24 protein-coding genes are annotated in these 23,960 nt (G+C 62.2%); 18 read left to right on the top strand and 6 right to left on the bottom strand.

Features of this window, described 5'->3' with window-relative positions; translation table 11 throughout:
* Positions 1-18: 18 nt before the first annotated feature.
* Positions 19-390: a YraN family protein gene (locus tag ACR0FC_RS17210; RefSeq protein WP_170342137.1), complete on the bottom strand. Its 372-nt coding sequence runs from the start codon at positions 388-390 to the stop codon at positions 19-21.
* A 1-nt stretch (position 391) separates the two neighbouring features.
* Positions 392-1,249: a 16S rRNA (cytidine(1402)-2'-O)-methyltransferase gene (rsmI, locus tag ACR0FC_RS17205; RefSeq protein WP_170342138.1), complete on the bottom strand. Its 858-nt coding sequence runs from the start codon at positions 1,247-1,249 to the stop codon at positions 392-394.
* Positions 1,250-1,337: 88 nt separating this feature from the next.
* Between rsmI and ACR0FC_RS17200 the strand changes: the two genes are divergently transcribed.
* The 3 genes from ACR0FC_RS17200 to murJ are packed head-to-tail and all read left to right on the top strand — an operon-like array spanning position 1,338 to position 6,815.
* Positions 1,338-2,498, top strand: coding sequence for a penicillin-binding protein activator (locus tag ACR0FC_RS17200; RefSeq protein ID WP_093963441.1), 1,161 nt, complete (start codon positions 1,338-1,340; stop codon positions 2,496-2,498).
* On the top strand, positions 2,458-5,277 hold the full coding sequence (locus ACR0FC_RS17195) for a [protein-PII] uridylyltransferase (RefSeq protein ID WP_170342140.1): 2,820 nt from the start codon (positions 2,458-2,460) through the stop codon (positions 5,275-5,277). Before ACR0FC_RS17200 ends, ACR0FC_RS17195 begins: the two co-directional genes overlap by 41 nt.
* Positions 5,274-6,815: a murein biosynthesis integral membrane protein MurJ gene (gene murJ / locus ACR0FC_RS17190; protein WP_170342142.1), complete on the top strand. Its 1,542-nt coding sequence runs from the start codon at positions 5,274-5,276 to the stop codon at positions 6,813-6,815. The genes ACR0FC_RS17195 and murJ overlap by 4 nt, the downstream gene beginning before the upstream one ends.
* Positions 6,816-6,820: 5 nt before the next feature.
* Here murJ and ACR0FC_RS17185 read toward each other — a convergent pair whose 3' ends face one another.
* Positions 6,821-7,507, bottom strand: coding sequence for a rhomboid family intramembrane serine protease (locus ACR0FC_RS17185; protein WP_170342144.1), 687 nt, complete (start codon positions 7,505-7,507; stop codon positions 6,821-6,823).
* An 86-nt stretch (positions 7,508-7,593) separates the two neighbouring features.
* On the opposite strand from ACR0FC_RS17185, the gene trpS reads away from it, so the two are divergent.
* Positions 7,594-8,622: a tryptophan--tRNA ligase gene (gene trpS / locus ACR0FC_RS17180; protein ID WP_170342146.1), complete on the top strand. Its 1,029-nt coding sequence runs from the start codon at positions 7,594-7,596 to the stop codon at positions 8,620-8,622.
* 58 nt (positions 8,623-8,680) lie between these two features.
* Here the strand turns inward: trpS and ACR0FC_RS17175 are convergent, their stop codons facing one another.
* On the bottom strand, positions 8,681-9,730 hold the full coding sequence (locus ACR0FC_RS17175; protein WP_170342148.1) for a Glu/Leu/Phe/Val family dehydrogenase: 1,050 nt from the start codon (positions 9,728-9,730) through the stop codon (positions 8,681-8,683).
* 129 nt (positions 9,731-9,859) lie between these two features.
* Between ACR0FC_RS17175 and ACR0FC_RS17170 the strand changes: the two genes are divergently transcribed.
* The 14 genes from ACR0FC_RS17170 (at position 9,860) to ACR0FC_RS17105 (ending at position 21,675) form a co-directional block, all read left to right on the top strand.
* Complete coding sequence (locus ACR0FC_RS17170) at positions 9,860-10,321, top strand: Lrp/AsnC family transcriptional regulator (RefSeq protein ID WP_170342150.1); 462 nt, start codon at positions 9,860-9,862, stop codon at positions 10,319-10,321.
* A gap of 58 nt (positions 10,322-10,379) precedes the next feature.
* Positions 10,380-11,243, top strand: coding sequence for a branched-chain amino acid aminotransferase (locus ACR0FC_RS17165; RefSeq protein ID WP_170342152.1), 864 nt, complete (start codon positions 10,380-10,382; stop codon positions 11,241-11,243).
* 75 nt (positions 11,244-11,318) lie between these two features.
* Entirely contained in the window at positions 11,319-11,774 is a 456-nt protein-coding gene (locus tag ACR0FC_RS17160; protein WP_170342153.1) for a universal stress protein, read from the top strand.
* The gene (locus ACR0FC_RS17155) at positions 11,774-12,367 is read left to right on the top strand and encodes a 2-hydroxychromene-2-carboxylate isomerase (protein WP_170342155.1); all 594 of its coding nucleotides are present in this window, start codon (positions 11,774-11,776) and stop codon (positions 12,365-12,367) included. The genes ACR0FC_RS17160 and ACR0FC_RS17155 overlap by 1 nt, the downstream gene beginning before the upstream one ends.
* 68 nt (positions 12,368-12,435) lie before the next feature.
* Positions 12,436-12,999, top strand: a complete 564-nt coding sequence (locus tag ACR0FC_RS17150) for a NifU family protein (RefSeq protein ID WP_093963451.1) — start codon at positions 12,436-12,438, stop codon at positions 12,997-12,999.
* On the top strand, positions 12,989-13,579 hold the full coding sequence (tsaB, locus tag ACR0FC_RS17145; RefSeq protein WP_170342157.1) for a tRNA (adenosine(37)-N6)-threonylcarbamoyltransferase complex dimerization subunit type 1 TsaB: 591 nt from the start codon (positions 12,989-12,991) through the stop codon (positions 13,577-13,579). The genes ACR0FC_RS17150 and tsaB overlap by 11 nt, the downstream gene beginning before the upstream one ends.
* The gene (rimI, locus tag ACR0FC_RS17140; RefSeq protein WP_170342159.1) at positions 13,576-13,989 is read left to right on the top strand and encodes a ribosomal protein S18-alanine N-acetyltransferase; all 414 of its coding nucleotides are present in this window, start codon (positions 13,576-13,578) and stop codon (positions 13,987-13,989) included. The genes tsaB and rimI overlap by 4 nt, the downstream gene beginning before the upstream one ends.
* A gap of 159 nt (positions 13,990-14,148) precedes the next feature.
* Positions 14,149-15,147, top strand: coding sequence for a BMP family lipoprotein (locus ACR0FC_RS17135; RefSeq protein WP_093963454.1), 999 nt, complete (start codon positions 14,149-14,151; stop codon positions 15,145-15,147).
* A 112-nt stretch (positions 15,148-15,259) separates the two neighbouring features.
* The gene (locus tag ACR0FC_RS17130) at positions 15,260-16,789 is read left to right on the top strand and encodes an ABC transporter ATP-binding protein (protein ID WP_093963455.1); all 1,530 of its coding nucleotides are present in this window, start codon (positions 15,260-15,262) and stop codon (positions 16,787-16,789) included.
* 1 nt (position 16,790) lies between these two features.
* Positions 16,791-17,885 (top strand): ABC transporter permease, encoded by a 1,095-nt coding sequence (locus ACR0FC_RS17125; RefSeq protein ID WP_170342161.1) that lies wholly within the window; start codon positions 16,791-16,793, stop codon positions 17,883-17,885.
* The gene (locus tag ACR0FC_RS17120; protein ID WP_093963457.1) at positions 17,885-18,853 is read left to right on the top strand and encodes an ABC transporter permease; all 969 of its coding nucleotides are present in this window, start codon (positions 17,885-17,887) and stop codon (positions 18,851-18,853) included. The genes ACR0FC_RS17125 and ACR0FC_RS17120 overlap by 1 nt, the downstream gene beginning before the upstream one ends.
* 90 nt (positions 18,854-18,943) lie before the next feature.
* Positions 18,944-19,867, top strand: coding sequence for a sulfite exporter TauE/SafE family protein (locus ACR0FC_RS17115; RefSeq protein ID WP_170342163.1), 924 nt, complete (start codon positions 18,944-18,946; stop codon positions 19,865-19,867).
* Between the two features lie 121 nt (positions 19,868-19,988).
* Positions 19,989-20,909 carry a sulfite exporter TauE/SafE family protein gene (locus ACR0FC_RS17110; RefSeq protein WP_093963459.1) on the top strand — a complete coding sequence of 307 codons (921 nt, stop codon included), beginning with the start codon at positions 19,989-19,991 and terminating at the stop codon, positions 20,907-20,909.
* On the top strand, positions 20,896-21,675 hold the full coding sequence (locus tag ACR0FC_RS17105; RefSeq protein WP_170342165.1) for a TIGR02186 family protein: 780 nt from the start codon (positions 20,896-20,898) through the stop codon (positions 21,673-21,675). The genes ACR0FC_RS17110 and ACR0FC_RS17105 overlap by 14 nt, the downstream gene beginning before the upstream one ends.
* Positions 21,676-21,678: 3 nt before the next feature.
* Here the strand turns inward: ACR0FC_RS17105 and ACR0FC_RS17100 are convergent, their stop codons facing one another.
* Both ACR0FC_RS17100 and ACR0FC_RS17095 read right to left on the bottom strand, forming a co-directional pair.
* Positions 21,679-22,407: an SDR family oxidoreductase gene (locus tag ACR0FC_RS17100; protein ID WP_170342167.1), complete on the bottom strand. Its 729-nt coding sequence runs from the start codon at positions 22,405-22,407 to the stop codon at positions 21,679-21,681.
* Positions 22,404-23,936, bottom strand: coding sequence for an ATP-dependent DNA helicase (locus ACR0FC_RS17095; RefSeq protein WP_170342169.1), 1,533 nt, complete (start codon positions 23,934-23,936; stop codon positions 22,404-22,406). Before ACR0FC_RS17095 ends, ACR0FC_RS17100 begins: the two co-directional genes overlap by 4 nt.
* Positions 23,937-23,960 lie beyond the last annotated feature (24 nt).

Genomic DNA, 23,960 nt, shown 5'->3' with positions numbered 1-23,960 from the left:
ACGGGTGTTCAATGGCGATCAGCCCTGACCAAAGGCGTTTTCGACGATTTGCACTGCGCCTGTTGCATCCACCAGCGCCGCATCGAACCGGACATTGGTCAGCTGCCCGCCCGGTTCCTGCGCCAAATACTGCGCCGCCGAGGCATATATTCTGTCGATCTGACGCTTGCTGATCCGCGCGGCGGCAGTGTCAAAGCTTTGGCTTTTCTTGACCTCGACGAAAACAAGGCCCTGCGCATCCCGAACGATCAGGTCGATCTCGCCCCCGGCGCCGCGCCAGCGCCTGTGACAGACCTTGAACCCTCGGCTTTCGTAGTCGGCAGCGACGCTGTGCTCGGCCGCCTGCCCGGCGTGATAGGAAACCGAGCCTTGGACCGACCGTCGCGCCATGTCATCCCTTTCCCAGTTGCAAGGCCTTCTGGTAAATCGGCCGCCTTGGCAAATCATACATCCTGGACACCAGATCTGCCGCATCCCGGACCGAGTGCGTTTCCAGAGCCTGTCGCAACGCTTCTTCTACATCTGAATCGTTAACGGCTTGTGAATGGGCACGGTCCACCAGCAAGACGATCTCGCCCTTCACAGTGGCATCTCGATACTGTTCGGACAGCTCTGCCAGGCTACCCCGCCGGACTTCCTCGAACTTCTTGGTCAGTTCCCGGCACATGGCCGCCTGCCGATCACCGCCCAGAACCTGCGCCAGGTCCGCCAGGCACGCCGCCAGGCGTTTGGGGGATTCGTAAAACACAAGTGTCCCCGGAATGTCCCGCAGCGCGTCGATCCGCGACCGGCGCGCGCCGGCCGCATTCGGTAGGAACCCTGCAAAGAAGAAGGCATCGGTCGGCAACCCGGCAAGCGTCAGGGCGGTCAGCGCCGCCGAGGGTCCCGGCGCGCAGGTCACGGTGAATCCGGCCTCGGCCGCCTGTTTGCCCAGGTCGTATCCCGGATCGGCGATCAGGGGCATGCCGGCCTCGGACGCGTAGGCCACGGACTTGCCCTTTGACAGTTCGGCAATCAGTTTTTCACGCGCAGCCGTGCCGCTGTGGTCGTGATAGGCCAGGATGCGCCGCCCTTCGAGGGGTACACCGTGAATCTCCATCAGTCTGCGCAGGCTGCGTGTATCTTCCGCCGCAATCACATCCGCCGAGGCCAGAACGTCCAGCGCCCTGAGCGTAATGTCGCGCGCCGTTCCGATCGGAGTGGCAACAAAATACAGCCCCCCAGCCAATCTTACCTTTTGGAAATTCAAAGCTGGACCCTCGCAGCGTGACGTTTATTATCGCGGCGTGATAGAACAGCAGCGTTCTTTGCCGCCGGATCAGGGAGTTTTCATTTAGATGTTTACCGTTTGCAAGCCCGTTCGCAAACTGGCGAAAATCGCCATCGGCCTGACCGCGGCGGCATTTTTGGCCGCCTGCGAACCCGGCGCCACCGGGCGCGGACCGTCGATAGATACATCAGAGCCGATCCCCGTAGCCCTGCTGGTGCCCAAATCGGGCGACGCCGCGTTGGCGCAAAGCCTTGAGAACGCTGCCCGGCTGGCCATGGCCGATCTGAACAACGTCAAGATCGATCTTCGCGTCTATGACACTGCCGGCAATCCGAACACGGCAGCCGCAGTTGCGCAGCAGGCCGTTGCCGACGGCGCAAAGGTCATTCTGGGGCCGGTCTACGCGCAGGCTGCAAATGCTGCGGGCCTTGCGGTTCTGAGCAAGAATGTGAACGTTCTGTCCTTCTCGAACAATACAAGCATTGCCGGCGGAAACGTGTTTGTCCTTGGCCCGACCTTCGACAACACGGCTAACCGGCTTGTCAGCTACGCCGGCAAACAGGGAAAGAAAAGCACAGTCATCGTGCACAGCAATGATGCGGCAGGCCAATTGGGCCAGGCGGCAATCTCGAACGCCCTTGGCAACAGCCGAGTGGCGAATGCGGGTGTGGTCGGTTTTGATCGATCTCAGCAGGGTGTGATCGACGCCATCCCTGCAATCAAGGCAACTGTGGACTCGACGGGGGCGGATTCACTCTTTTTGACCGCCACGACCGCCGGTGCGCTGCCGCTCTTCAGCCAGTTGCTGCCCGAGACCGGTGTCTCTCCGGCAACCGTGCAATATATTGGCCTGACCCGCTGGGATATTCCGGCCCAGACGCTGGAACTACCGGGCGTGCAGGGCGGGTGGTTTGCCTTGCCCGACCCCGCCAAGGCCCAGGCCTATCGCGTGCGCTACAACGCGACCTATGGCGAGGCACCGCATCCGATCAGCGGCCTGGCCTATGACGGCATCGCTGCCATCGGCGCTCTGGCCAGCCAAGGCAAGTCCAATGCCCTTTCCGCTGCGGCCCTGACCCAGAATGCCGGGTTCCAAGGTGTTGGCGGAATTTTCCGTCTGCGCCCGAACGGTACGAATGAACGAGGTCTGGCCGTGGCCACGATCCAGAACAAACAGGTAGTTGTGATTGACCCTGCCCCGCAAAGCTTCTCTGGCGCCGGTTTCTGATCAGCTTGTGACGATCCCCGCGCCGGCTGGCGCATTGATCTGCGACGCCAGCGAAATCTTCGATGGCGAAAAGGTCAACGCGCTGCTGTCGAAGGCCCTGAAAGACATTCCGGAAACGGCCGCAGCCCGAAACGAGGCCGTCCGGATTCTGCGGGATGCTCAGAAATCTGGGCGTCAGGCCATCGAGGAGGCGTTCGCCGCCCGGCCCTTCGACGCCCGGCCGTTAACGCGGTCCTACACCTATCTGACCGATGGGCTGGTCTGCGCCGCGATGACTGTGGCCGGACAGCATCTGCATCCATTGGCCAACCCGACCCAGGGCGAGAAGATGGCGGTTTTGGCGGTGGGCGGCTATGGGCGCGGCGAGATGGCGCCGTTTTCGGATGTCGATCTGCTGTTTCTGACTCCCTACAAGATCACGGCCTGGGCCGAGAGCGTGATCGAGTCGATGCTGTACATTCTCTGGGATCTGCGGCTGAAAGTCGGGCATTCCTCGCGCACGATCCGTGATTGCCTGCGTCTGGGAGACGAGGATTTCACGATCCGGACAGCGATGCTGGAACAGCGCTATCTGGCCGGTGATCGGGACCTGGCCGATGAGCTGGAAAGCCGGCTGAAATCCGAGCTGTTCAAAGGAACCGAACGCGAATTCATCGAAGCCAAACTGCATGAACGCGACGAACGCCACCACAAGCAGGGCGAGCGTTACATGGTCGAACCGAACGTGAAAGAAGGCAAAGGCGGCCTTCGTGACCTGCAGTCGCTGTATTGGATCGCCAAATACATCTACGGCGTTCACGACGTGGCTGAACTTGTCCCGCTGGGGCTGTTCACCCAAGACGAATTCAACACGTTCGTGCAGGCCGAAGACTTCCTTTGGGCCGTACGTTCGCATCTTCATCTGGTGACACGGCGCGCAACCGAACAGCTGACCTTTGATCTGCAGGTCGAGGTGGCCGACCGGATGGGTTACGAAGACCGAGCGGGCCGCCGGGCCGTCGAAATCTTCATGCAGCGCTATTTCCGAGAAGCCACTCAAGTGGGCGAGCTGACACGGATCTTCCTGACCAAGCTTGAAGCAGCACATATGAAAAACGCGCCGTTGCTGGAACGCATCTTCAGCCGCAAGCCACGGGTCAAGGCGGGCTATAAGGTTGTTCATGGCCGGCTGGATGTGGCCGAACCAAAAAGCTTTCTGTCCGACAAGCTGAATCTACTGCGTCTGTTCGATGAAGGTCTGCGCACGGGTATGCTGATCCATCCCGATGCAATGCGACTAGTCACGGCCAACCTGCACCTGATCGATGACGAAATGCGCAACGACAAAGAGGCGAGGCGCATCTTTCTGGATCTGATGCTGAAACACGGCAATCCCGAACGCGCGCTGCGCCGCATGAACGAGTTGGGCGTTCTGTCGGCCTTCATCCCCGAGTTCGAGCCCATCGTGGCGATGATGCAGTTCAATATGTACCACAGCTACACGGTGGACGAGCACACGATCCAGTGCATCATCAACCTGGCGCAGATAGAACGGGGCGAACTTGTCGAAGCGCTGCCGCTGGCTTCGTCGATCCTCGAGGGCGGAGTGAACCGGCGTGTGCTTTACGTCGCTTTGCTGTTGCACGACATCGCCAAGGGCCGCCCCGAGGATCACTCGATCCTGGGGGCCAAGATCGCACGGACGGTCGCGCCTCGGCTGGGGCTGAACAAGAAAGAATGCGAAACCGTCGAATGGCTGGTGCGCTATCACCTGCTGATGTCGGACATGGCACAGAAGCGCGACATCTCGGACCCACGCACGGTGCGCGACTTTGCCAAGGCGGTTCAGACCGTCAAACGGCTGGATCTGCTGACTGTCCTGACAGTCTGCGACATCCGCGGCGTTGGGCCGAACACCTGGAACAACTGGAAGGCCACCCTGCTACGGGCCTTGCATGCGGAAACCAAGCGCGCGCTGGAAACCGGCATGGAGGACCTCAACCGTGCCAATCGTGGCGCCGAGGCCAAGAAAGCGCTGCGTGACGCGTTGTCTGCCTGGTCCAAGGCCGATCTCAAGACGGAAACCGGGCGGCACTATGATCCGTATTGGCAGGGGCTCAACCTCTCGACCCATGTCGAATTCGCTGAGATGTTGCGCGCACTGGAAGCCGACGGTGACCCCGGCGCGATGGAGATCCGCCTGCAACCAGACGAGGATCGCGACGCCACCCGCGCCTGCTTCGCGATGGCCGACCACCCAGGTATCTTTGCCCGCATCGCCGGCGCACTGGCGCTCGTGGGCGCAAACGTGGTTGATGCCCGCAGCTATACCACCAAGGACGGCTACGTGACCGACGCGTTCTGGATTCAGGACGCTGACGGACACCCGTTCGAGTTGTCGCGTCTGCCGCGCCTGACCCAGATGATCCACCGCACCCTCAAGGGCGAAGTGGTGGCCCGCGAGGCGCTCAGGTCCCGCGACAAGATCAAGAAGCGGGAAAAGGCGTTCAACGTCCCGACGCACATCACCTTCGACAATGAAGGGTCCGAGATCTACACGATCATCGAAGTCGATACCCGCGACCGGCCGGGCCTGCTCTATGATCTGGCCCGGACCCTTGCCGCCGCCAATGTCTATATCGCCAATGCCGTGATCGCGACCTATGGCGAGCAGGTGGTGGATACGTTCTACGTCAAGGACATGTTCGGGCTCAAATACCACTCGGAGGCCAAGCAGAGAACGCTGGAAGCCAAGCTGCGCACCGCGATCACCGAAGGCGCCGAGCGGGCGGCCTCATGAAGCAGATCCGCCTGTTCTCGGGCCTGTTCACGGTCGGGTTCTGGACCCTTGCCAGCCGTATTCTAGGCTTTCTGCGGGAAATTCTGCTGACAGCCTATATCGGGCCGGGGCCGGTCATGGATGCTTTTGTCGCAGCCTTCCGCCTGCCCAACATGTTCCGCCGGTTCTTCGCCGAGGGCGCTTTCAATGCGGCCTTCGTTCCGATGTTCTCGAAACGGTTGGAAGGGGGCGAAGACGCGCAGGGGTTTGCGCAGGACGCGTTCAACCTGCTGGCGGCGGCCGTTCTGGCGCTGGTCGGGCTGGCCATGGTCTTCATGCCGGGGCTGGTCTGGCTGACTGCCGAGGGGTTTTATGGCGACGAACGTTTCGATCTGGCGGTCGACTACGGATATGTCGTCTTTCCCTACATTCTGTTCATGTCCCTGGCCGCGCTGTTTTCCGGGGTTCTCAATGCCACAGGCCGCTTTGCCGCCGCGGCGGCGGCGCCGGTCCTGCTGAACATCTTCGCCTGCACGGCACTGATCGTAGGCGCGGCAACCGGTGGCGAGGTCATCCGTTTGCTCATCGCCGTCATACCCATTGCCGGGGTCGCTCAACTGGCGCTGGTTTGGGTCGCCACCGAACGCGCCGGAATTCGCATCCGGTTCGGCCGGCCGAAGCTCAGCCCTGAAATGCGCAACATGGTTCGGATCGCGGTACCGGCGGCACTTGCCATGGGTGTGACGCAGGTCAATCTCGTTGTTGGGCAACTGGTCGCGTCAAAGACCGAAAAGGCCATCAGCTGGCTCTTTGCCGCCGACCGGCTGTATCAGCTGCCGCTGGGCGTGGTCGGCATCGCCGTTGGCATCGTGCTGTTGCCCGACCTGTCGCGCCGCCTGCGCGCGGGGGACGGCGATGGCGCGCGCAACGCCTTTTCCCGCGCCGGAGAGTTCACCCTACTGCTGACTATTCCGGCAACCGTGGCCTTCGTGCTTATCCCCGCGCCACTGGTCTCGGTCCTGTTCGAGCGTGGACAGTTCACACCCGAAGACACGGCTGCCACCGCTCTGGCCGTGGCGGTCTATGGCATCGGACTGCCGGCTTTCATGCTGCAAAAGCTGCTGCAACCGCTGTTCTTCGCGCGTGAGGATACCCGCTCGCCCTTCCGGTATGCCGTGGTGGCGATGGTCATCAACGCTGTTCTGGCCTTTGGGCTGTACCCGATCGTCGGCTGGATCGCCCCGGCCATCGCGGCCTCGGCCGCCGGGTGGGGCATGGTGGCGCAATTGGCACTGGGCGCCCGGCGCATGGGCGACGAAGCCCGTTTCGACGACCGTTTCAAGCGCCGCGCGCCCAGGATATTGGCCGCCTCAATAGGAATGGGCGTGTTGCTGATCGCGGCGATGCAGCTGTTCGGTTGGACGTTCGAGGTTCCGGGCTGGCGCTATCTGGCCTTGCTGGGCCTGATCGTGGTCGCCGCGGTATCTTACTTCCTTCTGGGCCACCTGCTGGGCGCATTCCGCCTGTCCGAGTTCCGGTCCGCCCTGCGAAGGTCCTGACCACCTCAGTCCCGCCGAATACGCCCCACCAGCCGCGCCCATCCGCCCGGCGCCACGAAAAACGACAGCCCGAACCCGGTCGCGAACCCACCCAGATCGGCCACCCAATCCGAGGTGCCGCCGAAGATCAGCCCGAACAACAGTTGGATACCCATCAGCACCGCGATCAACTGGAACGCCCGCGCCTGGTTCTCTCCGACCAGCGACAGCCTGCGCCATAGCAGCCAGGTGAACGCGCCGATCAGGCCGTAGACCGGCGGGAAGCCCCCGACCAGCGGATAGCGCGGGTCCAGCAGCACCGCATAGGCCAGCGCCCCGCCCACGCCGGACAGCACAAAGATCACCAGCATCGCAAAACCGCCAAAGACCTCACCCACCATCTTGCCCATCGCCAAAACAAAGACGCAGACAAAAAGCGCCTGGGTAAAGCTGCCTGACACGAAGGGGTAGGTGAAGAACCGGATCACATGCTCGACCGGCCAACGCCCGTTCATCACCATCCAGTCGAAGATGTCGGCCGAGAAGGAATAGCGCTGAATCGCCTCTAGCCGCCATCCCACCGCGCCCGGTCCGCCGACCAGGCCGCGCGTGCCGAGGGTGAAGGCCAGTTCGATCCCCATGATGAACAAGACCAGCGCCACCACCACGGGCGGCAGGGGGTTCACGGGGGGTGTGTAATGCTCGCTGCTCATTGGGCGGGCCTTTCGCGGCTGTTGACGTCCCTTTGCCTCATGGGTAAGCGACGGAGGCTTATTTTTCCAGACGGGAGTTCCCTTCCATGACCGAAACCAAGTTCACGCCGCGCGTGTTTTCCGGCATTCAGCCCTCGGGAAACCTGCATCTTGGCAACTACCTTGGTGCGCTCAAGCGTTTTGTGGATATGCAGGGGCCGGAGATGGAGACCGTGTACTGCATGGTCGATCTTCACGCGGTCACCGTCTGGCAGGACCCCAAAGAACTGGCGCATTCCACGCGCGAGCTGTGCGCGGGCTTCATCGCCGCCGGCATCGACCCGGAGCAGTCGATCCTGTTCAACCAGTCACAGGTGCCCGAGCACGCGCAACTGGCCTGGATCTTCAACTGTGTTGCGCGCATGGGCTGGATGCAGCGCATGACCCAGTGGAAGGACAAGGCGGGCAAGAACCAGCAGAACGCCTCGCTGGGCCTTTTCGCCTATCCCTCGCTGATGGCCGCCGACATTCTGGTCTATCACGCGACCCATGTCCCGGTGGGCGACGACCAGAAACAGCATCTTGAGCTGACCCGCGACATCGCCATCAAGTTCAACCACGACTATGGCGTCGATTTCTTCCCGATCACCGAGCCGGTGATCGAGGGCGCGGCGACCCGCGTGATGAGCCTGCGCGACGGGGCCAAGAAGATGTCCAAGTCGGACCCGTCCGATATGAGCCGGATCAACATGACCGACGATGCCGACACCATCGCCAAGAAGATCCGCAAGGCCAAGACCGACCCCGACGCCCTGCCCTCGGAGGTGGACGGGTTGGAAGACCGCCCCGAGGCGCGCAACCTGGTCAACATCTATGCCGCGCTCAGCGATCAGACGGTCGAGCAGGTTCTGGCCGAGGTCGGGGGCAAGCAGTTCGGTGAATTCAAGCCGATGCTGGCCGATCTGGCGGTCGCAAAGCTGTCGCCGATCTCGACCGAGATGGCGCGACTGATGGGCGATCAGGCCGAGATCGACAGGATCCTGGACCGTGGCGCGGAACGGGCGCGGGAAATCGCGGCTCCGATCCTCAGCCGCACCTACGAAATCGTGGGGATGGTGGGCGCCGGCCGCGCCTGAGCACCAGACAGAAACTGCAGCGCCGCCCCCGGCAAGGGGCGGCGTTTTGCGTTACAGGTCAGGCGGCCTGCGGGTGCAGTTTTTCCTCGACGATGGATTCGGCCACCGCATGGGGGCTGACGCCATCGACCTTGGCGCGGGTCAGGATGCGGTCCATCGTCCGCTCCAGCGCCTCAAGCCGCTGACCGACCCAAGCTTCGCGATCCTTGATCTTCAGGATCTCGGTCGCGACGTTCACGATCCCGCCGCCATTGGCCACGAAATCCGGAGCATAGAGGATGCCGCGGTCATGCAGGCGCTGCGCGTCGGCATCGGTCGCCAATTGGTTGTTGGCCCCTCCGGCCACCGCGCCGACCTTCAGCAGCGGAATGCTGGTTTCGTTCAGGATGCCGCCGATGGCGCAGGGCGCGAAAATATCCGCCTGGGCCGCATAGATCGCATCGGGCGCGACGGCCTGCGCCGCGAACCGGTCCGCCAGCCGGGCGGTCTGGCCCGCATCGATGTCGGTGATCACCAGTTTCGCCCCGGCGTCGTGCAACAGCGCGCACAGATGTTCGCCCACATGGCCCAGCCCCTGCACCGAGACGGTCTTGCCGCTCAGGTCGTCGGCCCCGAACCGGTGCCGCGCGGTGACGCGGATGGCGTTGAAGATCCCGCGGGCAGTGATGGGCGACGGGTCGCCGCTGGCGAACGGTCCATCGGGCAGACCGGCGACATACTCGGTTTCGGTGCCGATCTGGGCCATGTCGGCCGGGGTCATCCCCATGTCCTCGGCCGTCCAGTACTGGCCGCCGAGGCTTTGGACCACGCGGCCAAAGGCTTGCAGCAGCCCGGGCGTCTTGTCCGCGCTCGGGTCGCCGATGATCACGGCCTTGCCCCCGCCCAGCGGCAGATCGGCCGCGGCGTTCTTGTAGGTCATGCCCCGCGACAGGCGCAGCGCATCGTCCAGCGCTTCGGACGGGTGGCCATAGGTGCGCATCCGCACGCCGCCCGCTGCCGGCCCCAATTGCGTGGAGTGGATCGCCACAAAGCCCGAAAGCCCGCTGGCGGCGTCTTTGAATTCGACCACACGCTCGTGATCTGGCGCGTCAATCGTGGTTAGTTCCATTTTGCTCCTCCGGAAAGACAGATGGATTCTGCCACATCCGACCGAGCGATTTTCGCCAATACATGCTGGCCAACTTATCTCTCTTGGAGATAATAGTAATCTGAGCCGATCATTTTAGGGATTCTCTCCATGGACCAGATCGACCGCAAGATCGTGCGCGCGCTGCAGCAGGACGGGCGCATGACCGTTCTGGACCTGGCCGAAAAGGTTGGCCTGTCGCCGACGCCCTGCGCGCGACGCCTGGACCGCCTGCGCCGCGACGGGGTGATCACCGGATATTCGGCGCAGGTCGACCCCGAGAAACTGGGCTTTGGGGTCACGATTTTCGTGTCTGTTGAACTGGAGAAACAGGACCGCAACGCCGTCGACGCCTTCGAACGCGCCATCCTGCGATGCGATGAGGTGATGGAGTGTTACCTAATGACCGGCTCGCGCGACATCCTGCTGCGTGTCGTGGCGCGTGACCTGACCGCCTTTGACGCGTTTCTGGAAAATCGGCTGATGCAGATTCCCGGCATCCGCAACCTGCGCTCCAACTTCGCCCTGCGCGCAATGGTCAAGCGCGACGTGTTGCCTATGGCGACGGGATAATCTGCTGGACCTCAGGCGCGCGCGCTCCTACGGTTCGGCGGAATTGACGGAGGGCAAAATGGCAGTCGGCAAGAATATCCGCACTTATTTCGATGGCAAATGGCACGATAGCGATGCCCCGATCATGCGGGCTGCGGACCACGGGGCCTGGTTGGGTTCGTCAGTGTTTGACGGAGCCCGCCGATTTGATGGCATGACCCCGGATCTGGCCGCGCATTGCGACCGGGTGAACCGCTCGGCCGAGGCGCTGATGCTCACTCCGACCGTGACCACCGAACAGATGGTCGAACTGATCCGCGAAGGTCTTGAAGCTTACCCGACCGAGGCCGCCGTCTACATTCGCCCTATGTACTGGGGGATCGACGGAGACGCGACGGCGATCGTGCCGCAGGGTGACAGCACAGGCTTTGCCATCTGCCTCGAAGAAATCCCGATGGCGCCCGAGGCGGCCTCGGTCACGCTGACGACCACCCGCTTCCGCCGCCCGGTTCTGGAAAGCGCGGTTGTCAACGCCAAGGCCGGGTGCCTTTATCCAAACAACGCCCGAATGCTGGCGGAAGCACGATCCAAGGGGTTCTCAAACGCATTGGTGACCGATGCCATGGGCAACGTGGCAGAAACCGCAACGGCCAACATCTTCATGGCCAAGGATGGCGAGGTGTTTACTCCGGCACCGAACGGCACCTTCCTTGCAGGCATCACCCGTGCGCGGCACATCGACAATCTGCGGCGCGACGGTGTGACGGTTCACGAAACTGTTCTGACCTTCGACGATTTCCACGACGCCGACGAAGTGTTCATGTCCGGCAACATGAACAAGGTCACGCCCGTGACCGCACTGGACGACACGCAATATCAGATTGGCCCTATCACGCGCCGCACGCGCGCGCTCTACTGGGACTGGGCGGCCAGCAACCAATAAGCGAAGGCCCGTCGCGGCCCGAGTTGCCAGACACCGAATGCTCGGGCATGATCCCGAAAACCGGAGAGGACATTCATGCGCAAGTTCCTTGTAGTTCTTGACGATAGCCGCGAGTGCCTGAACGCCATGCGTTTCGCCGCGATGCGTGCTGCGCATACGGGCGGGGGGGTGACCATCCTCTCGGTCATTCCTCCGGACGAGTTCAATCACTGGATCGGCGTGGCCGAAGTGATGCGGGAAGAAGCCCGCGAGCGTATCCATGCGCATTTCGAGGTATTTGCAAAGTGGATGCGCGACAAGCAGGGGATCGAGCCGGAACTGGCGATCCGCGAGGGTGAGCCCGTTCCGCAGATCATCGAGCATGTCCGCTCGGATCCCGAGATCGGCGTCCTTGTTCTGGGTGCGGGTACCGACAAGAAGGGCCCGGGTCCACTGGTCACTCAGTTGACGCGGAATTCCGGCAGCTTGCCGATTCCGATCACCATCGTTCCGGGCGACCTGAGCAAGGAGAAGCTCGAAGAGATCACCTGATGCCCGCCACCCTGCACTTCTGGTTCGATTTCGCCTCGACCTATTCCTACCTCAGCGCCATGCGGGTCGAACGGGACGCGGCAGCCTGCGGCGTGCAGGTGGACTGGCAGCCATTCCTTCTGGGTCCCATTTTTGCCGAGCAGGGGTGGATAACCTCGCCGTTCAACATCTATCCGGCCAAGGGGCTGTACATGTGGCGCGACATGGAACGGCTTTGCCGGCAGCGTGACCTGCCCCTGACCCGACCTGCCGAGTTTCCGCAAAACGGCCTGAAGGCCGCACGCCTTGCGCTCGCCATCCCTCAGGGTGAAGCGCGCGCTGCGTTTTCCCGCGCCGTTTTCGCCGCGCAGTTTGGCCAAGGCCTGAACATTTCCGAAGAGCCTGTTCTTCGCAGCGCCCTGTCCGCCGCCGGCCTCCCCGAGGACATGATCGACCGGACCGCGGACGCTGACATCAAGAGTTCTCTGTTTGAACAGGTTGCCCGCGCCAAATCGCTGGGGATCTTCGGCGCCCCCAGTTTTGTCGTGGATGAGGAGCTTTATTGGGGCGATGACCGGCTGGACATGGCAATCCGACAGGCCGCAGCTATTTAGAACCGTTCCAAATCTTGACTTCCCGGCCACTGACGCGCATATCAGAGCCAACTGATACGGAGCGCGCCATGTTCATCCAGACCGAATCCACGCCCAACCCGGCCACGCTGAAATTCCTGCCCGGTCAGACCGTGCTCGAGGCCGGTACAGCGGATTTCCCGACTGCCGAAGCCGCGCAGAACTCGCCGCTGGCGCAGCGCATCTTTGCGGTCAGCGGTGTGACCGGAGTTTTCTTCGGCAATGACTTCGTGACCGTCACCAAAGACGACGGCGTGCAGTGGGACCACATCAAACCCGCCATCCTGGGCGCCGTGATGGAGCACTACCAATCCGGCCAGCCGGTGATGGGAGCCGGGGTGGAAACCGCGTCCGGCCATGCTGAACATTCGGGTGAGGACTCGGAAATCGTAAACCAGATCAAGGAATTGCTGGACAGCCGCGTGCGCCCCGCCGTGGCGCAGGACGGCGGTGACATCACCTTCCACGGCTTTGACCGCGGCGTCGTCTACCTGCATATGCAAGGCGCCTGCGCTGGGTGCCCGTCCTCAACGCTGACCCTGAAGATGGGGATCGAGAACCTGCTGCGTCATTACATCCCCGAGGTGACCGAGGTTCGCCCTGTTGCAGTCTGATCAGACAATTCTGGCATTTGACACATCGGCCGCGCATTGCGCGGCCGCTTTGCTGCGCGGGCCAGACATCGTCTTGAGCCGCGCCGAAACCATGACCCGAGGCCAGGCAGAACGCCTGATGCCTCTGCTTCAGGACATCCTGGCAGAAGGCGGGGTTTCTTGGGCGGATATCGACGCGATCGGTGTCGGGACGGGTCCGGGCAATTTCACAGGAATTCGCATCTCGGTCTCTGCCGCCCGAGGGCTGGCGCTTGGATTGAACAAGCCGGCAATCGGCGTTTCGGGCCTTGAAGCCTTGGCGGCCTTGGCACCCGAAGGGCAGATCCCAGCCATTCCAGCCCCCCGCGACCAAGTTTATGTGCAAGCGCCCGACGGGACGCCGCAACTGATGACGCAGGAAGAGGCAGAATCACTTGGCGCCCTGTTTTTGTGCGACGATGCGAATGCAGTCGTCCGGGCCATCGCCCGGATTGCTTCTGGACGTGTTGACCTTGTGTCAGATCCCCCTGCCCCCCTGTACGTTCGTGCAGCAGACGCCGCCCCGTCGCGCGATACGCCGCCGCCTTTTCTGGACCCATGACCCCACAGGAAATGGCCGAGACCCACGGCGCAGCTTTCACCCAGTCCCGCCCCTGGACCGCCGATGAATTCGCTGAGCTGCTTGCCAACCGATTCACCCATGTCGTTGGAAACAAAACAGCATTTGCCCTGATCCAGGTCATCGGCGACGAGGCCGAGCTGCTGACCATCGCGACGCACCCCGATCACCAGCGGCAGGGTCTGGGCCGCGTCTGCATGCAGGCATGGCACGACAGGGCTCGCGATCTGGGTGCGCGCCGGGCGTTTCTTGAGGTGGCATCGGACAACGCGGCCGCCATTGCACTCTACCAAAGTTGCGGCTATGCGCGCTGCGGTCTTCGGCCGGGATATTACCGACGCGGCAAGGCTGACAAAGTAGATGCAATCTTGATGGAGCGCGCGCTACCCTGACGAAAGCCGGGCATTTCTGAGACCAAATGGTCAAAAAGCGGTTGACCATGGCTGTTTCAGACGGCCTTAATTGCCGCTATCACAGCAGTTCTGCTCGCTCTGAGCGGGGCTGGGCAAAAGCCCCTGCCCCGAAGCCATAAAAAACAACGGGAGTATATGATGACCCTGATGAAATCCTTGATGGGCGCGGCCGCCGCGTTTGCACTGACCGCAGGAGCGGCGCTGGCCGAACCAGCGATCATCTTCGATCTGGGCGGCAAGTTCGACAAATCGTTCAACGAAGCAGCCCATAACGGCGCCAAGCGCTGGGCCGACCAGACCGGCAAGTCTTATCGCGAAATCGAGCTGCAGTCGGAAGCGCAGCGCGAACAAGCCCTGCGTCGTTTCGCTGAAGCCGGTGCAAACCCGATCATCACCATGGGCTTTGCCATGGCTGATCCGCTGGCCGCCGTCGCACCTGACTATCCCGACACCAAGTTCGTCGCCGTCGACGTCAGCTGGCTGGACGCGCCGAACATCCGCCAGGTCTCGTTCGCCGAGCATGAAGGCTCGTACCTGGTCGGCATGATGGCCGCGATGGCATCCAAGTCGGGTACCGTCGGCTTCATCGGCGGCATGGACATTCCGCTGATCCGGCACTTTGGTTGCGGCTACGCCCAGGGCGCAAAGGCCGTAAACCCTGACATCAACGTCGTCGCCAACATGACCGGCACCACCCCGGCCGCATGGAACGACCCGGTGAAGGGCTCTGAGCTGACCAAAGCTCAGATCAGCCAAGGCGCTGACGTGATCTACGCCGCCGCAGGCGGTACCGGCGTCGGTGTTCTGCAGACCGCGGCCGACGAAGGCATCCTGTCGATCGGCGTGGACAGCAACCAGAACCACCTGCACCCGGGCAAGGTCCTGACCTCGATGCTCAAGCGCGTGGATGTGGCCGTTTATGACGCCATGAAAGCAGGCGAAGATGTCGAGACCGGCAAGTTCACCATGGGTCTGGCACAGGACGGTGTCGGCGTTGCCATGGATGAAAACAACGCCTCGCTGGTAAGCGACGAGATGAAAGCCGCCGTCGAAAAGGCGCGCCGCGACATCATCGACGGCAATGTCACCGTCGTCAGCTACTACGAGAACGACAGCTGCCCGGCACTGCAGTTCTGATATCGCGCGGGGCGGGGGAAACCTCCCGTCCCGCATCCACTCATGCCGCTGTTTCGCCACGACCGAATGATTGCGAAATCAGCGCAGCTTCTACGGCAATCGAGGACAAGACATGACAGTCCCCGCCATCGAGCTCAAAGGGATTTCCAAAGCCTTTGGGCCAGTCCAAGCGAACAAGGACATCTCGATCAGCGTCGCCCCTGGCACGATCCACGGGATCATCGGTGAAAACGGTGCGGGCAAGTCCACGCTGATGAGCATTCTGTACGGCTTCTACAAGGCCGACAAAGGTGAAATCTGGATCAACGGTAAAAAGACCGACATCCCCGACAGCCAGGCCGCGATCGCCGCGGGCATCGGCATGGTCTTTCAGCATTTCAAGTTGGTCGAGAATTTCACCGTTCTGGAAAACATCGTTCTGGGCGCGGAAGATGGCGGGCTGCTGGCCCCCTCGCTGGCCAAGGCTCGGAAAGAGCTGAAAGAGCTCGAGGAAGAATACGAGCTGTTCGTGGACCCCGACAAGCGCATCGACGAGATCGGCGTGGGAATGCAGCAGCGGGTCGAAATCCTCAAGGCGCTGTATCGCAAGGCGGAGATACTGATTTTGGACGAACCCACCGGGGTGCTGACCCCGGCCGAGGCCGACCAGCTGTTCCGCATCCTCGACCGGCTGCGCGCCGAAGGGAAGACCATCATCCTGATCACCCACAAGCTGCGCGAGATCATGGAAGCCACCGACACCGTGTCGGTGATGCGCCGCGGCCAGATGACTGCCACGGTCAAGACCGCCGAGACCAACCCCGAGGAGTTGGCCGAGCTGATGGTCGGGCGCAAGGTTCTGTTGCGCGTCGACAAGGTGCCGGCCAAACCCGGCAAGCCCATATTGGAAATCGAGAACCTGCGGGTGACGGATTCGGCGGGCGTCGAGCGCGTCAAAGGTATCGACCTGACCGTCCGCGCGGGCGAGATCGTGGGCATCGCAGGCGTCGCCGGCAACGGGCAGTCCGAGCTGCTCGAAGTGTTGGGCGGGATGCGCCCGGGATCAGGCGTGATCAAACTGAATGGTACGCCTCTGGCGCTCAGCGGACCCGAGGCCGACGGTCAGGCCCGGCGCGCCCAAGGCATCGCCCATGTGCCCGAAGACCGGCAACGCGAAGGTCTGATCATGGACTTCCACGCCTGGGAAAACGTGGCCTTCGGCTATCACCGCGACCCCGCCTATCAGCGCGGGATTTTCATGAACAACGCCGCACTGCGCGCCGACACAGAACGCAAGATCGAGAAATTCGACGTGCGTCCGCCTAATGGCTGGCTGTCGGCCAAGAACTTTTCGGGTGGAAACCAGCAGAAGATCGTGGTTGCACGCGAAATCGAGCGGAACCCCGATTTGCTGTTGGTGGGCCAGCCGACCCGCGGCGTGGACATCGGCGCGATCGAGTTCATTCACAAGCAGATCGTCGCCCTGCGCGATCAGGGCAAGGCGATCCTGCTGGTCTCGGTCGAGTTGGAAGAGATCTTCTCTCTGTCCGACCGGATTGCAGTGATGTTCGACGGACATATCATGGGCGAGCGTCTGCCCCATGAAACGGATGAAAAAGAACTGGGCCTGTTGATGGCCGGTGTTGCGGGGGAGGCCGCGTAACATGGATAAGATGCCCAAATGGGCCGACGTCATTCTGATCCCGCTCATCAGTCTGATCCTGGCCGCAATCCTGTCGACACTGGTCATTCTGGCCATTGGCGAAAACCCGGTCGAGGCGGTGAACCTGATGGTCACCGGCGCGCTGGGGTCGACCTATGGCTGGGGTTATACCCTGTATTATGCCACCAACTTCATGTTCACCGGTCTTGCGGTTGCAGTGGCCTTTCACGCGCGTTTGTTCAACATAGGTGGCGAGGGTCAGGCCATGTTGGGCGGACTGGGCGTAGCCATGGTGTGCCTCTATGTGCCGTGGCCGCATTGGAGCATCGCTCTGCTGGCTGCGATGGCCGCCGGCATGCTGTTCGGCGCGGCTTGGGCTGCGATACCGGCCTATCTACAGGCCAAGCGCGGCAGCCATATCGTGATCACCACGATCATGTTCAACTTCATCGCTGCGGCGCTGCTGAACTACATGCTGGTCAACGTGATGCGACCGGCCGGCTCGCAGGACCCGGCGACCGCCCGCTTTGCCGAGGCGGTACATCTGCCCACCCTGCACGAGATGCTGGCCCCGATCGCGATCAACTTCTCCAAGGCGGCTCCGGCCAACATCTCGCTGATCATCGCGGTCATCGCCTGCATCGTAGTCTGGGCGCTGATCTGGCGCACTCGCCTGGGCTATGAAATTCGGGCTTATGGGCATTCGGAAACCGGTGCGGTCTATGCCGGTATCTCGCCGGTGCGCATCACCATCGTGGCGATGCTGATTTCGGGCGCTCTGGCGGGCCTGATGGCAATCAACAACGTCATGGGTGAGGCCGAGCGGCTGGTTCTGAACTCGACCGAGGGCGCGGGCTTCATCGGCATCGCGGTGGCCCTGATGGGCCGCTCGCACCCGTTCGGCGTATTCCTCGCGGCCATCCTGTTTGGCTTCCTCTATCAGGGGGGCGCTGAACTGGCGCTGTGGACCTCGATCCCGCGCGAACTGATTGTGGTGATCCAGGCATTGGTGATCCTGTTCACCGGGGCGCTGGACAACATGGTCCGTATGCCGCTTGAAAAGCTGTTCCTGGCCCTGCGGAAGGAGGCGAACTGATGGAGTTGTTCCTGACGATCGTCCAGGTTCTGGACTCGACCATTCGCCTGGCCACACCGCTGCTGCTGGCCTGCCTGGCCGGCTTGTATTCGGAACGCGCTGGCATTTTCGACATCGGACTGGAAGGCAAGATGCTGATGGCGGCATTCTTTTCGGCCGCCGTTGCCGCGGTCACCGGGTCGGTATGGCTGGGCCTGCTGGCCGGCATCGCATCGTCCTTGGCGCTGTCTGGCCTGCACGGGCTTGCCTCGATCACGTTCCGGGGCAACCAGCTGATTTCCGGTGTCGCCATCAACTTCCTGGCTGCCGGCATGACCGTGCTGGTAGCGCAGGACTGGTTCCAGCAAGGCGGCCGCACGCCGTCGCTGTTCGGAGGCGGCCGGTTCGAGCCAATCAACTTCCCCTTCGCCGAGGCACTGAGCGGTGTGCCGATCATCGGCCCCATCTATGCCGAGCTGCTCTCAGGCCACTCGATTCTTGTTTACGTGGCGTTCCTGATGGTGCCCGCAACCTGGTGGGTGCTGTTCCGCACCCGCTTTGGCCTGCGCCTGCGCGCCGTGGGTGAAAACCCGGCGGCAGTGGACACCGCCGGCGTCTCGGTGGTGGGGCTTCGCTACGCAGCCGTCGCCATCTGTGGCGTGCTATGTGGCATCGCCGGGGCCTATTTGGCTACTGCGTTGCAGGCAGGGTTCGTCAAAGACATGACGGCTGGCCGGGGCTTTATCGCACTGGCCGCACTGATCTTTGCCAAGTGGCGGCCGTGGCACGCCATGTGGGCGTGTTTGCTGTTCGGGCTGCTGCAGGCGGTTGCTTTGCGGTTCCAGAATATCGACCTGGGCGGCATCATAATCCCCGTTCAGGTCATGGACGCGCTGCCCTATATTCTGACCGTGGTGATCCTGGCGGGTTTCGTCGGCAAAGCGGTCCCGCCAAGGGCCGGTGGCGAGCCCTATGTGAAAGAGCGCTGATAAGGCCAGTTCAGGACTGGTTTTCAGTCCTGTTTGCTGCAAAGCGGCATGCAGAGTTGATTTTGCATGCCGCAAGCGCTCTAAGGGGGTATGCACGTCTACCTTCCCATAGCCGAAGTATCCGTTAGCCCGTTTATGCTGCTGGCGATTGGTGTTTCCGTGGGCGTTCTGTCCGGCATGTTCGGAGTGGGAGGCGGTTTTCTGATCACGCCACTGCTGTTTCTGATTGGCATTCCGCCCGCAGTCGCCGTGGCGACATCGGCCAACCAGGTCGTGGCATCCTCATTTTCGGGGCTGATGGCCCATCTCAAGCGCAGGACCGTAGACCTGAAGATGGGATCGGTTCTGCTGGGTGGCGGCCTGCTGGGCGCGACGCTGGGGATGCTCGTCTTCAACTATCTCAAGCATTTGGGGCAGGTCGATCTGGCGGTCCAGCTGTGTTACGTCGTGTTTCTTGGCCTCATCGGCACCTTGATGTTCGTTGAGAGCCTGCGTGCAATCCGCCGGTCACGGGCAGCGGGCGGCACCCCACCGACCGCACGTCGCCAACGCACCTGGGTTCATGCGCTGCCGTTCAAAATGCGGTTCCGCGAGTCAAACCTGTACATCTCGGTCATTCCACCCATCCTGGTCGGCTTTGGCGTCGGAATCCTGTCGGCCATCATGGGCGTTGGCGGCGGGTTCATCATGGTTCCGGCAATGATTTATATTCTGGGTATGCCAACAAAGGTGGTGATCGGAACCTCGCTGTTTCAGATCATTTTCGTGGCCGGGTTCACGACGATGATCCACGCTTCGACCAACTTCAGCGTGGATATCGTGCTGGCCTTGTTCCTGTTGATCGGGGGTGTCGTTGGGGCCCAGTTCGGCAGCATGGTCGGCGCCCGGCTGAAGGCTGAGCAGCTGCGGGTTTTGCTGGCGGTACTGGTCATGATCGTGGCCGGAAAAGTTGGGCTGGAACTGATCGTGACTCCGACAGAATTCTATTCGCTATCTGAATTGGCGGGGGTTTGACCGTGACCAGTTTTTCCCTCGAAACCGCCGTGTACTCGCCAGTGCATTCCCTCGCCCAACGCAGCGCACCCACCTTTGATCGTTGTAACCAGTCCACCGCAGCACGGATCGGCTAGACCACATGCATATCTATCTGCCTATCGCCGAAGTCTCCGTGAACGCCTTTCTGCTGCTGGGCCTCGGCGGCATGGTGGGAATTCTGTCCGGCATGTTCGGTGTCGGTGGCGGCTTTTTGATGACCCCGCTGCTGTTCTTTATCGGCATCCCACCCGCTGTTGCCGTGGCAACCGAGGCGAACCAGATCGTTGCCTCGTCATTCTCGGGCGTGCTGGCGCATTTCCGAAGAAAGACGGTCGATCTGAAGATGGGCACGGTCCTTCTTGTGGGTGGTCTGATCGGCGCCGCCGTGGGCGTTGTCTTCTTCAACTATCTCAAAAGCCTGGGTCAGGTCGATCTGCTGGTCAAGCTCTGCTATGTCGTCTTTCTGGGCGTCATTGGCGGGCTGATGTTCTTTGAAAGCCTCAATGCACTGCGCAGGTCCCGAAAAGCCGGTGCAGTCCCTGTCAAACGGCGCCAGAGGGGGTGGATCCACGCCCTGCCGTTCAAGATGCGGTTCCGGACCTCGGGGCTGTATATCTCAGTCATCCCGCCGGTGCTTGTCGGCCTGTTCGTCGGCGTGTTGTCGGCGATCATGGGCGTGGGCGGCGGGTTCATCATGGTGCCCGCCATGATCTACCTGCTGGGAATGCCGACCAAAGTGGTTGTGGGGACATCCCTTTTCCAGATTATTTTCGTCACTGGCTTCACCACCATGCTGCACGCCACGACCAACTTTACGGTCGATATCGTGCTGGCTGTCCTACTGTTGGTTGGCGGGGTGATCGGGGCTCAGATCGGGACCGTGCTGGGGGCACGCATCCCGGCCGAGCAGCTGCGCGTTCTGCTGGCCGCTCTTGTTTTGGCGGTTTGCGGCAAGCTGGCCCTGGATCTTTTGTTGCAACCGGCCGAGCTCTATTCGCTTGGCACCGATGGGGGGCATTGACGTGTTGCGCTGGTTCATCGCCTTTGTGTTCCTGACCATCCCCGTCCACGCTGCGGATGAGCAGGTCGTTCTTGGCCTCAGCCAGGATCGCGTAGCCATCACCGCCGATTTCGATGGATCCGAGATTCTGATCTTTGGCGCCGTCAAGCGCGAAGCGCCGATCCCGCCCGGCCCTCCGCTTGAGGTGATCGTGGCAGTCGCGGGCCCGTCCGAGCCGGTCATGGTGCGGCGCAAGGAAAAGAAATTCGGCATCTGGGTGAATACCGACAGCGTTCTGGTCGATTCCGCACCCAGCTTCTACGCAGTCGCCACAAGCGCGCCGTTCACAGACATCATCACCGACACCGAAGACCTGCGCTATCGCATCTCGATCCGGCGCGCGATCCGGTCCGTCGGGGCGGCCATGCATATCCGGGAGGCGCAGAATTTCGCCCGGGCTGTCGTCAGGATCCGCGAGGATGAGGGCCTGTATTCGATCCGTGAGAACACGGTTGCCGTGGATGAGCAAACGCTATTCCGCACCTCCATCGAGATGCCGGCCGACCTGACCGAAGGCGACTACCTGACCCGCATCTTCCTGATGCGGAATGGCGAAGTCATTTCGCAGTTCGAGACGGTTATCGACGTTCGGAAAGTCGGGCTCGAACGGTTTCTCTACAACATGTCGCGCCAACAGCCGGTCTGGTACGGGTTGATGTCCCTTGTCATTGCCATCGCCGCAGGCTGGGGCGCTTCGACGGCTTTCCGACTGCTGCGCGAAAACTGACCGCTACCCGCGCCCTATATACGGCATCGTCGTTGCCATCACGGTCATGAACTGGACGTTGGCTTCGGGCGGCAGGCTGGCCATGTGCAGGACCGAGCGCGCGGCATCTTCGAGCGCCATCGTCGGATCAGGCTCTCGCCCTTCAGCAACCGCCCTATCGACCAGGGTCTGCACCATCTGGGTTCTGGCATTTCCGATGTCAATCTGCCCACAGGCGATACCATGAGCGCGGCCGTCAAGCGACAGGCTTCGTGTCAGCCCGGTTATCGCGTGTTTGGTGGCGGTGTAGTGAACCAAATTCGGGCGCGGTACATGCGCCGCGATCGAGCCGTTGTTGATGATGCGCCCCCCCTGGGGCACCTGCCTGCGCATCGCGCCGAAGGCCGCGCGGGCACCCAGAAACATCCCGTTCAGGTTCACGTTGACGCTCTGATACCAGTCGTCCAGCGTGATCTCGTCGATCATTCCCGCGGGGGCAAGGATCCCCGCGTTGTTGAACAGAACATCCAACCGTCCAGCCTGCGCCTGAAATTCATCGAACGCCGCCGACACCGCTTGGGGGTCGGTTACGTCGGCCACCAGGGGAATGGCGTTTTCGCGCGTTGCGGCCATCTGGCTCAGCTTGTCCGCACTGCGCGCCAGCAGGCCGACCGTCCAACCCTGGTCCAGAAACAGCTCGGCCGTCGCCCGCCCAATGCCCGAACTCGCCCCGGTTACGATGATCGTGTTCACGTCTCCTCCGCCTCCAGCGTAAGTTTTGCGGCCGAAACCGCGCGCAGGTCGTGAACCCGCAACGGGTGGCTTGGTTTGGACAGCCGGTTGCGCACCACCCAGATCAGCCGCTCTTGCGCGCGGGTGATGGCCACATAGGCCAGCCGTTTCCACAGGGGTTGCCCGGCCTCGGTCCGGCCCATGCGGGCGGCGGCATAAAGGTCAGGTGCAAAGACCTGCACCGTGTCCCATTGCGAGCCTTGCGCCTTGTGAATCGTCACGGCGGCCCCATGCAGAAACGTGGCCCCCATGCGCGCGGCAAAGGGGATGAAGGGCTCTTCCTCGTCCGGTTTTTCGATCTGCACGATCGACGCGGCGCTGACCTGCGGGTCTTCGGCCCCCATGACATGCAGCCGCGAGAACCCAGGCTTGCGCCCCGGCCCTAGATAGATCACCTGCGCGCCCTTGATCAGCCCGCGCGCCTCGAGGTCGAGCCGTTTCTTGCGGTGCTTCAGCGGCAGCTCGATCCCGTCGCAGATCAACGGTTCGCCTTCCAACAGCTCGGTCTCGGGGGCGCCATGCACCTGACGGAAGGCCTGGATCAGCCGGATACGCGTCGCGTTCCGCCAGACCAGAACCGGGCTGCGGGCCATCAGGTCGACCTCGACCCGCTGGCCCCAGACCACACGGTCATCCGTGCGGGCGGTCTGCTCGACAAGACGTTCAAAATCCTCGAACCCCATGGCAGGATCGGCCAGCGCATGGGCCAGGTCCAGAATGGGGTTGTCGGCCTCTTGCCGGTGCACCCGGTGCAGGATCAGCTTGCGCGGTTCGGGCAAAGCATCGAACACCATCGACCCGGACTGATTCACCGGTGCCAACTGTGCCGGATCGCCGAACAGCAACAAGGTAGGAAAAATTTCTTTGAGATCCTCGAACTGGCGGTCGTCCAGCATCGAGGCTTCATCGACGAACCCGATATCCAGCGGCTCGTCGCGACGTTTCCATCCGGTTATGAAATCCGACCCGCGCAGGCCGGCGGCGGCCAGGGCACCCGGGATGGACTTGTTGTTGGCATAGAACGCGGCCGCGCGGTCCAACGCCTCGTCGGTCAGGCCTTCGATCTCGGGGCGGTCGTCATTGCCCGCCAGCCACTCGGCGATCCGTTCGTATTCCGGATCATAGACCGGCGTGTACAGAATGCGGTGAATGGTGGTGGCCGGAACACCGCGCAATCGCAACACGCTGGCGGCCTTGTTGGTCGGGGCCAAAATGGCAAGGCTGCGCTTGTCTTTCGATTTGCGGCTTTCATAGTCGCCCGAGACGATCCGAACTCCGGTCTCGGCCAGCGCCTTGTAGAGTTCGGCCAACAGCAGGGTCTTGCCCGACCCGGCCTTGCCGATCACCGCCATCACGCCCGATTCGCCTTGGCCGGGCAGCTTGAGCAGCGCATCGTCTTCCAGGTCCACGCCTGCGGTTTTCAGCATCTGGGCAATGCTGTCGAACGCGGCGGCCTGATCTTCGGAAAAAGTAACCTTGGGCAGAGACATGGCGCGACCCTACAGGGCCGCGCC

The sequence above is a fragment of the Ruegeria sp. BB9 genome (assembly GCF_056539345.1).
Note: the sequence above shows the minus strand (reverse complement) of the source record. Positions and strands in the feature narration are given on the sequence as shown.

Coding starts and splice junctions, on each gene's coding strand:
- ACR0FC_RS17185 (WP_170342144.1), bottom strand. CDS start 7,507: ATGAGCAGCGAGCATTACACACCCCCCGTGAACCCCCTGCCGCCCGTG.
- ACR0FC_RS17095 (WP_170342169.1), bottom strand. CDS start 23,936: ATGTCTCTGCCCAAGGTTACTTTTTCCGAAGATCAGGCCGCCGCGTTC.
- rimI (WP_170342159.1), top strand. CDS start 13,576: ATGACCCCACAGGAAATGGCCGAGACCCACGGCGCAGCTTTCACCCAG.
- ACR0FC_RS17105 (WP_170342165.1), top strand. CDS start 20,896: ATGGGGGGCATTGACGTGTTGCGCTGGTTCATCGCCTTTGTGTTCCTG.
- ACR0FC_RS17115 (WP_170342163.1), top strand. CDS start 18,944: ATGCACGTCTACCTTCCCATAGCCGAAGTATCCGTTAGCCCGTTTATG.
- ACR0FC_RS17160 (WP_170342153.1), top strand. CDS start 11,319: ATGCGCAAGTTCCTTGTAGTTCTTGACGATAGCCGCGAGTGCCTGAAC.
- ACR0FC_RS17110 (WP_093963459.1), top strand. CDS start 19,989: ATGCATATCTATCTGCCTATCGCCGAAGTCTCCGTGAACGCCTTTCTG.
- ACR0FC_RS17120 (WP_093963457.1), top strand. CDS start 17,885: ATGGAGTTGTTCCTGACGATCGTCCAGGTTCTGGACTCGACCATTCGC.
- ACR0FC_RS17130 (WP_093963455.1), top strand. CDS start 15,260: ATGACAGTCCCCGCCATCGAGCTCAAAGGGATTTCCAAAGCCTTTGGG.
- ACR0FC_RS17165 (WP_170342152.1), top strand. CDS start 10,380: ATGGCAGTCGGCAAGAATATCCGCACTTATTTCGATGGCAAATGGCAC.
- ACR0FC_RS17210 (WP_170342137.1), bottom strand. CDS start 390: ATGGCGCGACGGTCGGTCCAAGGCTCGGTTTCCTATCACGCCGGGCAG.
- murJ (WP_170342142.1), top strand. CDS start 5,274: ATGAAGCAGATCCGCCTGTTCTCGGGCCTGTTCACGGTCGGGTTCTGG.
- ACR0FC_RS17200 (WP_093963441.1), top strand. CDS start 1,338: ATGTTTACCGTTTGCAAGCCCGTTCGCAAACTGGCGAAAATCGCCATC.
- ACR0FC_RS17175 (WP_170342148.1), bottom strand. CDS start 9,730: ATGGAACTAACCACGATTGACGCGCCAGATCACGAGCGTGTGGTCGAA.
- ACR0FC_RS17170 (WP_170342150.1), top strand. CDS start 9,860: ATGGACCAGATCGACCGCAAGATCGTGCGCGCGCTGCAGCAGGACGGG.
- ACR0FC_RS17150 (WP_093963451.1), top strand. CDS start 12,436: ATGTTCATCCAGACCGAATCCACGCCCAACCCGGCCACGCTGAAATTC.
- trpS (WP_170342146.1), top strand. CDS start 7,594: ATGACCGAAACCAAGTTCACGCCGCGCGTGTTTTCCGGCATTCAGCCC.
- ACR0FC_RS17155 (WP_170342155.1), top strand. CDS start 11,774: ATGCCCGCCACCCTGCACTTCTGGTTCGATTTCGCCTCGACCTATTCC.
- ACR0FC_RS17125 (WP_170342161.1), top strand. CDS start 16,791: ATGGATAAGATGCCCAAATGGGCCGACGTCATTCTGATCCCGCTCATC.
- ACR0FC_RS17135 (WP_093963454.1), top strand. CDS start 14,149: ATGACCCTGATGAAATCCTTGATGGGCGCGGCCGCCGCGTTTGCACTG.